This window comes from Paenibacillus sp. MABNR03 (assembly GCF_050455445.1).
Lineage (GTDB): Bacteria > Bacillota > Bacilli > Paenibacillales > Paenibacillaceae > Paenibacillus > Paenibacillus xylanilyticus.
Window position 1 is genome coordinate 875,912 of record NZ_JBCIYR010000001.1, and the last position, 13,415, is coordinate 889,326.

Sequence of the window (13,415 nt, forward strand, 5' to 3'; positions counted from 1 at the left end):
TCCTTTTATTTGTTGTTATTGAGGTATTAACTTTAAAAAAGCCGCATCGTCAAAATCATCAGCTTGGATAAGCCAAGCGCCATCTTTATTTACAAGTGATAGTCTGCCTTTCAATGGAACACGTTCTATTTTTCCATTTTGCTTGTCTAACGTAAGATCCATCGTGTAGTCCAGATCTACGTAATTCTCAAGCTCCTGATAAACCGTGAACTTCATATTTTCTGGTTGAAGTGAAGCTTGTTGGATTCCCGCAGCACGCAAAGCCAAGAGCACGTAGCTGTAATTCACCGGTTTGTCAGCAAAACGTTCGGCGTAGAATGGCTCCATTTCTGCATATCGTTCCAGAACAACATCTTCGAGCAAAGGCCATTCCGGAACCTTGCCGATGGTATATTCTTTCTTCTTGAAAACTTGAGCAGCAATGGTGGCTTCTTCCGTGGGTGACAGGGTTGATTTTTCATTAGGTAAGGGCAGCTTGGATTCATTCGGTGTGTTGGCCTGACTGCACCCAATGACTAACATGATTGCTACCAACATGAATCCAAATAGCCAAGAAAATTTCTTCATCCATTAAAAACCCCCTCTAAGTTAGGATGACTTTCTTTGTTATACGTTTCATATGGGAACAAGTCTCCTGATTTTTACTAAAGGGAGTGATTTATAAATAGCCAACTTCTCTTTAATCAAACAGTCTAATCCATTCTAGGGCCCCTTGCGGTACGATTCGCTTTGACATATTTAAGCTGGGCAACAATGATGACACTAATGATGACCAGAAGAAACCACGAGCTGATTTTGCTAAAACTAACCAACTGCCAGGCATCGTGCTGGTCAGGGTATTTCCAACCATTAAAGAACGTAGCAATATTTTCGGCAGCCCAGATGAAAAAACCTACAATGATAAAAGCGAGCGACAAAGGCATGCGATATGTCTTCGTCCGTACGCGGTAGATGATCCATGTTTTCCAGAAAACAATAAACACCAGCGCCGTTAGCCACCAACGAAAATCAGGTATAAAATGGTGGGTGAAAAAGTTGAGATAGATGGCTCCTCCCAGCAGGAACGATGGTGTGAATCCAGGCCATCCCGTCATGTCCATGCGTAATCTGCGCCAGATTTGGCACATAAAGCTCGCTACACTTGCGTACATAAAACCACTGTACAAGGGTACACCAAAAAGCTTGGTATATCCGGGCTCGGGGTAGGACCAGGAACCCATTTGGACTTTGTACAGCTCCAACACCAATCCGATGATGTGGAAGACACATATGACTTTGATTTCGTCCCGTGTTTCCAATCCACTGCGATACATGAGGTACTGGACGCCAAGCAAGATCAGCAGGATGGCATCATAGCGATGGAAAAAAGGGATTTCTATTACGCTGGTAAGGGCTAGCGTGCCGAATATGGCCACAGGAAAAATGCAGCTCATCGCTTGATGATAGCCAAAATGGAGCAATTGTATGAAAGCTTTCAATGTAGAGTTACCTCCTTCCGGTGCCGTGTTCTAGATATGATTGAAGATTAGTGATAGACACTTATACGTGAACATATGTAGAGCTACCGTTAATCATACAGAGACAAACGAGATGAAAAAAGAGAAATTATATAGTTAATCTCTTCTTGTTTTAGTGTAGTCATACACGTGTCAAAATACCTAAATTGGTTTATATCTATATACAAAAGTTGCTTCATAAGAGAAAATAAGGATTTGAAGATAATTAGTCAACCAGACAATGAAGGCCTTGCTTTCAACCGTGAAAGCTGCCGGATGCGGCTTGTTTCTTGTCGTGTCCACTACATAGGAGAGAGGAAGATTAGCTTTGAAGAAATGGAATTACACATGGGTCTCGGTCTTGCTTCTGTCATTGCTAGCTGCCTGCGGTGGTAAAAACGGATTGACCCCGGAGGTTTACAAGCAAATCCAGGAGGGAATGAGCAAATCGGAGGTTGAACAACTGGCAGGGGCACCTGCCGAGAAAGAAACAAATAATCCTTATGATGTATGGATCTATAACGGTCAAGATGGAATTGAACGTGATGCCACGGTACGAATCGAATTTTCAAAAGAGAATCAGGTTTTGTTCAAATCTCAGAAAAAATTGTTTGAAGCGCCAAAGGCAGAGGAGAAAAAGTACACTCCGGAAGGAGAACTGCGGGATTTCATAACGGAATTTAACCAACTTGTCAGCCAAAATAAAGACCTGGATTTCCTTCAGCCCATCTCAACGGAAGGTTTGGATTTTAAAAGAACAACCTTTTACGACGGACAAGGCACTATTATTACGGTATCCGATCCTGCAATGATTAATGATAACAATCAGTACACGAACATGATTCATTTTGAAATCGAAGAAAATGGAGCTTTAAACGAGATTTACTATATTGGCTCTGACCTTGAGTATCCGGTTCTTGTTTTACACGCATTGGATATTAGTGAGGAAACCACGAATCAAATCTTAACAAGCTATAAGGATGTCGATTTGGAGACGTTGGAAAGTAAAAGCTTTGACTTTAAGGAAGGTCCTTACTCGATCACCATTAAGAATGGATTACCGAGAACTCTGGTCGTTACAATGAATGATAAGTAATCAAAAAATGGACGAGTATTGCTAATCCTGACAACCTTGTTGTCAGGGTTGTTTTTGTATAGCAAGTGTCGTTCTATGAGGAAGGCAGCCAGCAGCTTTTGCAAGATTTGCAGTCGTAATTAAGTCTTTAAGTTCGTGGTTACCTTATGGTTATACCATGTCTCAAAGGGAGGAATCTCATCATGAAAATGGTTTATTCGTTGCTCGGAAGTATAATTACTGTCCTTGCACTCTATTTATTCGCCATACCTTTAATTAACATTTTTTATATAGGGACACTTCCGGATGAAGGACCAGGCATCTTTCCAGGTCTGCGAATCTTTCTTTCCAGCCTGATTGTTTTGCCGGTACTTATTCTCTTATTCTTCGGGCTGTACATCATTTTCTATAAAAAGATGAATCTTCAGGGCCTCATATATGGAGGGATCATCGGTTTATGGTTGTTTAGTGTGCTCATGGAGTTATCTCCGTTATCGATTTATTATTATCTGCCTTTAATTGCGACCGTTGCATGCTATTTTCTAGTAAAGCCTAGTCGATCGGATCAAGTCCTAAACTGGACACTGCTTGGAACCATTTTTGGATGGATCATTACTTATTTATTGGTTATTGTAATACGCGCCGTACAAAATTCACTTACTTCATATTTTAATTTCGATCCGTCCCAAAAAATTCTCGTGTTTGTTGGGATTCTTTTGTTTGGTATTTCGGGATGGTTTATTGGAAAGAGAAGAACATCCAGTTAAATGATTTGGAAATGTTCTCCTGTATTCGTTGAGTTGGTGGTATGCTACAATGCTCAGATATGCCAATTATTATACGTTACTCCTGGCATATAATCCCTCAAGGAACGGCAGATGATCATTTGAATAAGAAGATCCCCAAGCAGCTCTGGCTTTTTGCAGCAATTCTCCTATTCATTATCGGGTTCTTTAACTATCGATACAATACTGCGAAAGAACAGACGGACAACTTAAAGGAGCTTTACCAAGTCAAAAATAATAGGGGTTTCTTAACACTTTTGAGACAGGGACATTCGTATATTCCTCTGGCTGAAACCATAGAGAAAATCAGTAAGGTGAGTGATCAGGAAGATCCTGTTAAAGTCCAAAAGCTCATCGAGCTGGCCAAGACTCAATCGAAAGAAGCCGATCAATATCTTGCAACGCTTATTGAATTTAGTGATAGTTACGTATCCGATTCGGATCCCCGGTTTATGGCGAATCACACCGTGATGACTTCTAAAAACCAGGAGGATATGTTTATGCTTGCCTTGCAAGCTGATATATTCATGACAATGTACGAGGTTAGCTATAACTACTGGAAAGACCAACCCAAATTAATTCCCCAGGATACTAAACGTATGCTTGCATCCATTGCCAATGAGTTAAGGTCATTGGATGAAACACTGCAATCTTTCAAGGATAGGGCCGTTTACAATATGGAGTGGGGAGATTTCGCGAGTACAGAACAGATTAAAGATTTTACCCTGAGAGAGATTAAACCTCATTTAGAGAAACTGGTGGAAATAAAGCGTGAATTTAGAGAATAACCTGACATTTGTTAATGGGGTGCTAGTTCCGATCTCCTGAAATCAATCAGATACAATAATGAATTAACTAAAAGGTCGCCTATTGGCGGCTTTTTTACGTTATCTATGCTCAGGATCAACTCAAATGGTTTATATAATATAGTGTGACGTATGAATCCTTATCATCTATAGTAGAAAATAAGAAATATTCAAGGAGTCCTTATATGAACAAACAAGCAGTACCGTTAAATTCGTTGACCAGTGTCACGGACGGAGGACATATTATTTACTTGTTCGAGGATTTCGATCGTTATGTTGATAATGCTGTATCTTATATCATAACGGGTATTGACCACGGTCATCACATATTACTGATAGAGCAAGTTACCACTTATGATGAAATTATGAAAAGGCTAACTGAGGTTATATCAAATGATCAACTTCGTTATCTGCATTATGCAAACAATGTGGAGTATTATGGATCGCGGGGAGATTTTGACTTTCAGCACATATTAACTCATTTTCAAGATTTGATGGGATCGGTTCAAAAAAAGAACGAGTCCATCCGCACCTGGGCCAATGTAATGACGTGGGGAGAGCATAGTGAAGCAAAGATCCAAGATAATCTGATTGATTACGAGCGGCAAACATGTGGTGTAGTGCAGGAGTTTGGGATGGTATCCGTATGTGCTTATAACGCAGCCACCATTTCTTCTTCCTTGCAGCTCAAAATGATGAGGGAACATGAGTATATGATGACAGATTTGGAGTTTGTTAAGTCACCTCTTTATAGTCATCAAGCTTCGGAAGACGTGGTATTTCCATCATTATCGGTACAAAGGAGGCTGCTGAATGAACAAAAGCACCTTCTAATTGAAAAAGAAGCAGTGGAATTGGCCAACCAGGTTAAGAATGAGTTTATAACTACGATGAATCACGAGATCCGGACACCTATGAATGGGGTCATGGGTATAACGGAATTGTTAGCGGCGACTGATCTGAGTCACAAACAGAAGGAGTATGTCGCCACTCTTCAAAAAAGCGGAAAGTCCTTGCTGAGAATTGTTAATGACATCCTGGACTATAGTAAATTGGACTCCAACCATGAGCAGTTGTTGAAGGAGGCATTTAGTGTCAAGGAAGCCATATCAGAGACGCTGGAAATTCTTCATGCAGGTATTTTAAATAAGAAACTTCAAGTAAACGTGTTCATTGATACCGATATTCCAGAGATTTTAATTGGAGATGACGGACGATTCAGACAAGTCATTCTTAATTTGCTGGGAAACGCATTGAAATTCACGAATGAAGGAAGCATTAACGTAGTGGCAAAACTTCTCTCAAGCGATCAGAGCAAGATTCGGCTTCAAATTACGGTAAAGGATACAGGGATCGGGATACCTATGGAGAAACGAAGTCAGTTATTCCATCCGTTTTACCGGGTTGATAACAGCATTACTCGCCGGACCGAAGGTACAGGGCTGGGGCTAGCGATTTGCAGTCGAATTGTACAACTGATGAACGGGATGATTGCCATTGAACCGGAGGATAGGACTGCAAATGGGACGGCAATTTCATTTACAGCGGAATTCGATTCCTACACGATATGAAGCATGCAGCAGTTTTACTCATGAAAAGAAACTATTCATAATAAAGTGGGCATGTACTCACTAATTGTTCTTTCTCCCCTGACATATGTTAAGATGGAGTTAGTATTTTAGATCTTTAGACCATAAGGAGATTACTATGCAACTTATACAACCTCAAGATGTCCAAGCCCGGATCAATGCCCTAATTGATCAGGATCTATACTTACACCTCGAAATGACCACAGGTGCATACGCGAATCATTTCGACAGCACTCGTCACCCGGCGTCGGCCTTTATTTCGAATGCCACCATACGATATACACAGGGATCCATCTCCGGTACGAACCCATACCGAGTGGGTTTAAAGACTACCGCAGGCTGGGTTTATGCAGAAGGCCTTACACACATCGACGAAAATGAGAAGGAACGATTAATTCTGGCTGGCCACGATAGTCAAGGCAAGTTGGTTGTCGCATTTCAATTGAGTCGGGAGAGTTTCTGATGAAAGCGGAGGATAGAAACAGCATGGAAAATAAAACATACAAAAATGAACGTATTTTAGTTGTGTATCCCCATCCTGACGACGAAGCCTTTTCCGTTGCCGGAACGTTGGCCAAATACATAGATGGTGGCGCCTTCGTCACCTATGCCTGTTTGACGTTGGGAGAAATGGGTCGCAATATGGGCATTCCGCCGTTTGCCAATAGGGTCACTCTGCCAGCGATCCGCAAGAAGGAATTGGAAGAGTCCGCTCAGGCCATTGGAATTCAGGATTTGAGAATGCTCGGTTTTCACGATAAAATGATCGAGTTTGAAGATCCATACCTGCTTGACACTCGAATTATGACATTGCTTGAGGAACTTAATCCGACTCTGGTGATTACATTCTATCCAGGTTATAGCGTTCATCCGGATCACGATGCTACCGGAGCCGCCGTCATCCGGACAATTTCCCGAATCCCGGCAGAGAAGCGTCCAAACGTTTATTGCGTCGCGTTCTCCAAAAACCATGAGCAAGCCATCGGGAAAGCAGATGTGATCGTTGATGTAACTGAATTTTTGGAACAAAAAATGGGATCCATTCAAGCGCACCGATCGCAGTTTCAGGCTGCGGAGCTAGTCGGTAACAAAAAACTGAGTGATAAAGAAATTCAGAACAGATTCGGCAAAGAAACATTCTGGACCTATCGATTCGAGTAATCAGAGTTTACAATAAGGGATTTGCGAAATAGATATGCACTCAGCCGCCTGTATGGCGGCTTTTGTATGTATTTTTCACACGAAGCTGTTCGGCCCGGAAGAAACTAAAGATTGACAAAGTTTAAAATTAAAGATATTCTTCATAAAGAATATTAATAGGCTATGCTAGTATTTCGGGGAGGGTTTAACCTAATGTCACCTCATCAAGAGAATGATGCCATCGGTTTGTTACTATCCAGAACATACTTTGTTCACAAAAAAAGAGTCACTCATTTGCTGCAGGATTACGGTATAACACCCGAACAATTTGGTGTACTGGCATCGCTGTATAAGAACGAAGGCATTACTCAAAAGAAGTTATCCGAACTGCACGGTAAAGATCAAACGAGTGTGGGCAAAACACTGGAGCGGTTGGAACTGAAGGATCTTATCATTCGAAGTACAGATCCTGTTGATCGGCGAGCAATCCTGCTGCGGCTTTCCGAGCAAGGGAAAGAACTTTATTTACGGGTTCTCCCGCTAATGAATGATTTGGATCAATCGTTGATTGAATTAATTACCCCTGAAGGGGCAGATCAACTTGCCATTCTGCTTAACAAAATCTATAAAATGATCTCCAGCTGATCCGTCAGCTGACTTTTTTTGCCGAAATACATGCACAGCCTATTATATGCTAGCCTATTAATTAGTACCCGGAGCATATCCAAGAAGGAGAGAAATTCATGACCGTTTTTTCAGTATTAAAAGATTTCTTTAAGATTCTTCAAACCAAGATCGGATTGGTCTTTGCGTTTGTCGTTCCATTACTATTTACCATTGTATGGTTAACAGGATACAACGGAGCGACAGAACGTGTAGATCAACTTAGTATAGGGATCGTTAATTCCGATGGAGCCAAGGGACAAAGTATCGAAAAAATGATCAAGGAAAGTGTGCCTTATAAGACAGAGAATTACTCAACTCTGGAAAAAGCACAGCAAGTGATGAATGATGGGGATATCGGCATGATCGTAAGCATTCCTGCTCAGTTCGCTGCCAACATGAACAAAGGCGAAGGGGAGTTAACGTATTATGTCAACCAGGCCGCTTCGGATGTTTCCAGATCCATATTGGAGGGCTCAGCTGAAGGCATATCTACCAGTGTAGGTGCTCAGCTATCGGGGATCGTTCAAAAAGAAGTAGTAACAACAAATGTGGTTAAGACCAATAATATCACCAATTTTGCACTCAGCATGCTGCCCATGATCCTCGGTTTTATCACCTATATCGCAGTCATGACCATGAATATTCAATTAAATCTGTCGACCATGATGCTTAGCCGCAAGTACGATCGATGGAACATTTTCTGGGCAAGACAGCTTCTGTTATTAATCGTATGTATCGTAGCTCCTCTAATTATTACAAGTGTAGCTATGTTGTTTGTCACACCTGTCGCTTCCTTCTGGGAAATGTGGGGATTCCATATTCTCGTATACATCGCCTGCGTGTGTCTGACACAAATGTCTTTTGTACTATTTGGAGGTTTGGGTGCACTCTTTAACGTGGCCATGATTCCTTTCCAGCTCATGACAGCAGGTAACATTATCGCTACGGAAATGCTCACACCATTCTATCGTCACATTGGGGATTTCCTGCCCGCATCCAACGCAGTACGGGGATATGTTCGACTGATATATAGCGGGACATCCGTAAGTTCGATCGTGATCAATCTTATTTTGATCGCTGCAGTTACATGGGGAATAACATTAGCACGCGTGGCTTTGCATAAATCACCAGCAACCGGTGCGGCAGGGAGTGCCCACTAAGCAAGTTAGAAATCGTACGTTTACGGTAAACGAGTAGATTGCATTAGAAGTCGCCTTTCAGGCGGCTTTTTTGCTGCAGCTTGAGAGATCCTCCTCTGATAATTAAACTCTATTCTTCGAGTTAAAATAGCATGTTTCTATTTAGTTCTTGGGTACAATTGACAATAATAGATTGCATATGTAGCATTTGAATAGTAACAACCTAATAGATCTTAACTAAACGGAGGGATTTTCCATGGCTAAAGTAAATGTAGGCGAAGAGAATGCACAACCGATTGAACTGTATTACGAAGATCATGGCGCGGGAAAACCCATCATCCTTATTCATGGCTGGCCTTTGAGTGGACGATCCTGGGAGAAGCAAGTACCTGCCCTGATTGAAGCGGGCTACCGTGTTATCACGTATGACCGTCGTGGTTTTGGTCAGTCTTCCCAACCTTGGGATGGTTATGACTATGACACATTTGCTTCTGATTTACATAAATTGATTACACACCTCGATTTGCGCGATGCTACATTGGTCGGCTTCTCCATGGGAGGCGGCGAAGTGGCTCGCTATATCGGAACATATGGAACAGAGCGGGTTTCGAAAGCGGTATTTGCAGGTGCTGTGCCTCCTTACCTGTATAAGACAGAAGACAATCCTCAAGGAGGATTGGACGATGCAACGATTGCAGAATTCCAAAATGGGGTTAAGGGAGATCGCCTAGCCTTTTTAGATGGATTTACAAATAACTTTTTCGCTGCAGGCGATCGTACAGATCTGGTGAGCGAACCTTTCCGCGTATATAACCGGGATATCGCTGCTCTGGCATCACCTAAGGGTACTTTGGATTGCATTGCTGCCTTTGCTCTTACCGATTTCCGTCAAGACCTGGAGAAATTCAATATTCCGACGCTGGTTATTCATGGCGATTCCGATGCTATTGTGCCGCTTGAAGTCAGTGGACAACGTACACATGAATCCATCCCTGGCAGTCGCCTTGTTGTTGTAGAAGGTGGACCGCACGGCTTTAATGCGACACATCCTGAAGCATTTAATGCGGCATTGATCGAATTTTTGCAGGACTAAGCACTGATTAATTCTCCTCAAAAATACGTAATACAAAAAAAGCAGGACACCCTTACTGAAGAGGGGTGTCCTGCTTTTTTTAACGATTAGAGCACTTTGGCTGTATCATATTGTTCACGGGCAACTCTGGTTGCATCAACCATGTTTCGCAAGGAAGCAACCGTTTCATCACGTCCGCGGGTTTTCAGTCCGCAATCCGGGTTAATCCAGAACAGGTTGGGGTCAAGTACACGCAAAGCGCGGTCAATCATGTTTGTCATTTCCTCCACACTTGGAATACGCGGACTATGGATATCGTATACCCCTAACCCAATACCAAGTTTGTAAGTATTTAATTCGAAGCTGTGAATCAGCTCTCCATGACTGCGGGAAGTTTCAATGGAGATCACATCAGCGTCCATCGCTTGAATTGAATCGATCATGTCATGGAATTCGCAATAACACATATGTGTATGAATTTGGGTTGTCTCTTGTACCGTGCATGTGGAAATGCGGAAAGCCTTGACTGCCCAGGCAAGATAATCGGCTTGTTCATTTTCCTTGAGGGGCAGGCCTTCACGAACAGCAGGTTCATCCACCTGGATCATGCCAATCCCTGCCTGTTCGAGGGCTTCCACTTCCTGTCTGAGCGCATATGCCAATTGGTAAGCAATATGCTCACGGGGAATGTCTTCACGGACAAAAGACCAGTTCATAATGGTAATCGGTCCGGTCAGCATTCCTTTTACCGGCTGCTTAGTCTGCGACTGGGCGTATTTGGTTTCTTCAACCGTCATTTCCTGGACAAACGCCACATCTCCAAAAATGATCGGTGGTTTTACACATCGGGAACCGTAGGATTGCACCCACCCATACTGGGTAAACGCGAATCCAGCGAGCTTCTCACCAAAGAATTCAACCATATCTGTGCGCTCAAATTCTCCGTGAACGAGAACATCCAGACCAATGTCTTCCTGAATTTTAATCCAGGTATCAATTTGCTCCCGAATAAAGTTGGCATACTGCTCGTTGTTCAACTCACCCTTGCGCCATAATTGCCGTGCTTTGCGTACCTCAGCGGATTGGGGGAAACTGCCGATCGTAGTTGTCGGAAAAAGAGGCAGCTGCCATTTCTCCTGCTGAGCGGCATGTCGTTTGGCAAATGGAAGGGAGCGCTCTGGTTCTTGTACACGGAGTGATGCAACAGCCTGCTGAATATCGATGCGGTTGCGCTCTTCGGATTGTTGAAGAGACAGCAGTGCCTGATCTGCGTTATCGATCTCGGCAAGGAGGTCAGCACTGCCGGAAGTGCATGCTTTTGACAAAAGAACGATCTCATTTAGCTTCTCATCTGCGAAGGCGAGTGAACTCTTCAGCGCAGGCGCAAGCTTCGTCTCACGTTCGGTTGTGACAGGCACATGCAGCAGGCTGCACGACGACTGAACGAATAGACGCTCAGGTGTTACGAATTCAGTCAGTTCTTCGAGCAGAGCCAGTTTATCCTTCAGTGAAGCTTTCCAGATCCCGCGGCCGTCAATGACGCCCGCTCCCAAAACCTTATCCGCCGGGAAGCCGAAATCCTTGATGGATTGCAGATTAGCGGAGAGTCCATGTACCAAATCGAGTCCGATTCCTTGCACCGGAAGTGCAATGATTTCGCTATAGTTCTCCACGGATTCGAAGTAGGTTTGCAGCAATATGTTCAAGCGGGGAACCTCCGCTGCTAACGTCTGATATATTTTCTGCAGCAGCTGTAAGTCTGTCTCGCTTAATTGGGTGACCAGTACGGGTTCATCGATCTGCACCCACTGAACACCTTCTTCTGCAAGTTCCTGAAGCAGCTGCGTGTACAATGGAAGCAAGCGGTCAATCCATGCTTCAGTCTCGGATTTATCATAGCCCTTGGAGAGCTTCAAAAAGGTCAACGGACCAACAATAACCGGCTTTCCTTCGATCCCGAGGTGCTCTTTGGCTTCGCGATAAGCGATAAGGGGTTTATTTTCGGTAAACACCGGGGTTACATCATTCAGTTCAGGGACGATATAGTGATAGTTGGTGTTAAACCATTTTGTCATTTCGCTAGCTGCAGCGTCCGTCGTTCCCCTGGCAATGCCGTAATACACGGATAAAGGAACAGCTCCGCCGTCATATGTAAAACGCTTCGGAACAATCCCGAACATCACGGCTGTATCCAGGATATGGTCGTAATAACTGAAGTCGTTGACTGGAATAAGATCAATTCCTTGATCTTGCTGTTTACGCAAATGAGCCAGCCGGATCTCCTGTAACCGGGTATGAAACGCTGCTTCTTCCAGTTTACCTGACCAGAATGCTTCCAGTGCTTTTTTCCATTCCCGATCTGCGCCAATACGCGGGTAACCCAATATGCTACTTTTCGTCATAATCATAACCCCTCTTCAATGTGTTACAGAAAAGTTATCACAGAAAAGAAGTTATAAAGTAATTCCATTAAATTATATCCAGCTATAGCTTAAGGCTATATCAAAGGAAGTGGATATGTTGATCATAATTTTTGGAGGTCTTTTCCATATGTTATGATAAATAAACGGATACTAATACATGGAGATCATTGTGTGATTGATGTACAGTGAATTATAGGAGGGATAATGATGAACACAGATCAAGAAACTCCGGAAAGAAAAAGAGAGCGTTTAAGACAAGAAGAACTTCAAGAAAATGCTGTCGGCACATTCAAGGATGGATTGGATCGTGCACAATTTGGGAACTTGTCAGAGCTGGTGGGGAGTTTGGGTTGGATCGGTACCGGAGTAGTTATCGTCGTGATTATAACCGTTTTTATGTGGTTAAAATAAAGTCCTTATCGTTCGTTCTTGTTAGACTGTGCATTACAATACAGCACGAGATTATGGTCATCAAGTCGCCAACTGGCGGCTTTTTTTGTGGAAAATCTCTTATTCAAAAGATCTATTGATGGAACAATTGACGCTGCCTGATACGGGTGTTACTTTATATGTATACTGTAATGCCAATAAAACCAATAAAGTTAAGGGGGTTTGTGAAATGTCGTTGATCGTACGAGCGGCTGCTGAGGATGTTCGCAGTGAGGATTCGGAACAGTTGATCAGGGAATTAAGCCTTGAGCTTGGCCTGCTATATGGAGGAGATGGAACCGCAGGCTTTCAGCAATCGGACGTCGAAACGCCGCGCGCAGCTTTCATTGTTGCCAGACTGGATGGGCATCCGGTGGGATGCGGGGCCATCAGGCCGCTGGATGATCAATCCGTTGAGGTTAAACGCATGTACACAAGGCCCGCTTATCGTCGTAAAGGAGTTGCCCAAGCCATCCTAGCTGAAGCTGAGCGTCTTGCTGCTGAATTTGGCTATACCAATTTGAAGCTCCAAACGGGGCCGCTTCAGCCGGAAGCTGCAGCACTTTATGAAAGAGTGGGATATTACAGTATCCCTATTTTCAGTGGCGACTGGGATAAGGTTCTGGCTTTTCAGAAAGACTTAGTGCATGAACGGGTAAAATGAACCCTCTCAAACTATTCCACATAAACAAAGCACCTTCAAGGTCATGCAGCCCTGTCGCCAGACAAGGATGAGACCAAGAAAGTGCTTTTGTTTGATTGATTATGGTTAGTTAACACAATTGATTGGATTAA

At 43.2% G+C, this 13,415-nt stretch carries 14 protein-coding genes; 11 read left to right on the forward strand and 3 right to left on the reverse strand.

The window, feature by feature from the left end; translation table 11 throughout:
• Positions 1–15: 15 nt before the first annotated feature.
• Positions 16–567, reverse strand: a complete 552-nt coding sequence (locus AAIH57_RS03760; protein ID WP_430020588.1) for a hypothetical protein — start codon at positions 565–567, stop codon at positions 16–18.
• 125 nt (positions 568–692) lie between these two features.
• Positions 693–1,478 carry a DUF817 domain-containing protein gene (locus AAIH57_RS03765; RefSeq protein WP_175394343.1) on the reverse strand — a complete coding sequence of 262 codons (786 nt, stop codon included), beginning with the start codon at positions 1,476–1,478 and terminating at the stop codon, positions 693–695.
• 346 nt (positions 1,479–1,824) lie between these two features.
• Between AAIH57_RS03765 and bamE the strand changes: the two genes are divergently transcribed.
• The 9 genes from bamE (at position 1,825) to AAIH57_RS03810 (ending at position 9,789) form a co-directional block, all read left to right on the forward strand.
• Positions 1,825–2,592 (forward strand): outer membrane protein assembly factor BamE domain-containing protein, encoded by a 768-nt coding sequence (gene bamE, locus AAIH57_RS03770; protein ID WP_430020589.1) that lies wholly within the window; start codon positions 1,825–1,827, stop codon positions 2,590–2,592.
• A 182-nt stretch (positions 2,593–2,774) separates the two neighbouring features.
• Entirely contained in the window at positions 2,775–3,338 is a 564-nt protein-coding gene (locus AAIH57_RS03775; RefSeq protein WP_430020590.1) for a hypothetical protein, read from the forward strand.
• A gap of 119 nt (positions 3,339–3,457) precedes the next feature.
• Positions 3,458–4,144 (forward strand): hypothetical protein, encoded by a 687-nt coding sequence (locus tag AAIH57_RS03780; RefSeq protein ID WP_430020591.1) that lies wholly within the window; start codon positions 3,458–3,460, stop codon positions 4,142–4,144.
• Positions 4,145–4,347: 203 nt separating this feature from the next.
• Positions 4,348–5,733, forward strand: coding sequence for an ATP-binding protein (locus AAIH57_RS03785; protein WP_430020592.1), 1,386 nt, complete (start codon positions 4,348–4,350; stop codon positions 5,731–5,733).
• A 136-nt stretch (positions 5,734–5,869) separates the two neighbouring features.
• Positions 5,870–6,214, forward strand: coding sequence for a YojF family protein (locus tag AAIH57_RS03790; protein WP_430020593.1), 345 nt, complete (start codon positions 5,870–5,872; stop codon positions 6,212–6,214).
• 23 nt (positions 6,215–6,237) lie between these two features.
• Positions 6,238–6,912 carry a bacillithiol biosynthesis deacetylase BshB2 gene (gene bshB2, locus AAIH57_RS03795; protein WP_175394350.1) on the forward strand — a complete coding sequence of 225 codons (675 nt, stop codon included), beginning with the start codon at positions 6,238–6,240 and terminating at the stop codon, positions 6,910–6,912.
• Positions 6,913–7,104: 192 nt separating this feature from the next.
• On the forward strand, positions 7,105–7,536 hold the full coding sequence (locus AAIH57_RS03800; protein WP_175394351.1) for a MarR family winged helix-turn-helix transcriptional regulator: 432 nt from the start codon (positions 7,105–7,107) through the stop codon (positions 7,534–7,536).
• Positions 7,537–7,634: 98 nt separating this feature from the next.
• A complete protein-coding gene (locus tag AAIH57_RS03805) occupies positions 7,635–8,717 on the forward strand; it encodes a YhgE/Pip domain-containing protein (RefSeq protein ID WP_430020594.1) in 1,083 nt (360 codons plus the stop codon).
• Between the two features lie 235 nt (positions 8,718–8,952).
• Positions 8,953–9,789, forward strand: a complete 837-nt coding sequence (locus tag AAIH57_RS03810; RefSeq protein ID WP_175394353.1) for an alpha/beta fold hydrolase — start codon at positions 8,953–8,955, stop codon at positions 9,787–9,789.
• Between the two features lie 86 nt (positions 9,790–9,875).
• On the opposite strand, the gene metE is transcribed toward AAIH57_RS03810, so the two are convergent.
• The gene (gene metE, locus AAIH57_RS03815) at positions 9,876–12,170 is read right to left on the reverse strand and encodes a 5-methyltetrahydropteroyltriglutamate--homocysteine S-methyltransferase (protein WP_430020595.1); all 2,295 of its coding nucleotides are present in this window, start codon (positions 12,168–12,170) and stop codon (positions 9,876–9,878) included.
• 225 nt (positions 12,171–12,395) lie between these two features.
• Between metE and AAIH57_RS03820 the strand changes: the two genes are divergently transcribed.
• Together AAIH57_RS03820 and AAIH57_RS03825 are read left to right on the forward strand one after the other, a co-directional pair.
• Positions 12,396–12,602, forward strand: a complete 207-nt coding sequence (locus tag AAIH57_RS03820) for a DUF6366 family protein (RefSeq protein WP_312884201.1) — start codon at positions 12,396–12,398, stop codon at positions 12,600–12,602.
• Between the two features lie 208 nt (positions 12,603–12,810).
• Entirely contained in the window at positions 12,811–13,284 is a 474-nt protein-coding gene (locus tag AAIH57_RS03825; protein ID WP_175394355.1) for a GNAT family N-acetyltransferase, read from the forward strand.
• The last annotated feature ends 131 nt before the right edge of the window (positions 13,285–13,415 follow it).

Excerpts from the sequence above, each read along its gene's own strand:
- AAIH57_RS03760 (WP_430020588.1), bottom strand. The coding sequence starts at position 567 with ATGAAGAAATTTTCTTGGCTATTTGGATTCATGTTGGTAGCAATCATG.
- AAIH57_RS03775 (WP_430020590.1), top strand. The coding sequence starts at position 2,775 with ATGAAAATGGTTTATTCGTTGCTCGGAAGTATAATTACTGTCCTTGCA.
- AAIH57_RS03785 (WP_430020592.1), top strand. The coding sequence starts at position 4,348 with ATGAACAAACAAGCAGTACCGTTAAATTCGTTGACCAGTGTCACGGAC.
- AAIH57_RS03790 (WP_430020593.1), top strand. The coding sequence starts at position 5,870 with ATGCAACTTATACAACCTCAAGATGTCCAAGCCCGGATCAATGCCCTA.
- bshB2 (WP_175394350.1), top strand. The coding sequence starts at position 6,238 with ATGGAAAATAAAACATACAAAAATGAACGTATTTTAGTTGTGTATCCC.
- AAIH57_RS03800 (WP_175394351.1), top strand. The coding sequence starts at position 7,105 with ATGTCACCTCATCAAGAGAATGATGCCATCGGTTTGTTACTATCCAGA.
- AAIH57_RS03805 (WP_430020594.1), top strand. The coding sequence starts at position 7,635 with ATGACCGTTTTTTCAGTATTAAAAGATTTCTTTAAGATTCTTCAAACC.
- AAIH57_RS03810 (WP_175394353.1), top strand. The coding sequence starts at position 8,953 with ATGGCTAAAGTAAATGTAGGCGAAGAGAATGCACAACCGATTGAACTG.
- metE (WP_430020595.1), bottom strand. The coding sequence starts at position 12,170 with ATGACGAAAAGTAGCATATTGGGTTACCCGCGTATTGGCGCAGATCGG.
- AAIH57_RS03820 (WP_312884201.1), top strand. The coding sequence starts at position 12,396 with ATGATGAACACAGATCAAGAAACTCCGGAAAGAAAAAGAGAGCGTTTA.
- AAIH57_RS03825 (WP_175394355.1), top strand. The coding sequence starts at position 12,811 with ATGTCGTTGATCGTACGAGCGGCTGCTGAGGATGTTCGCAGTGAGGAT.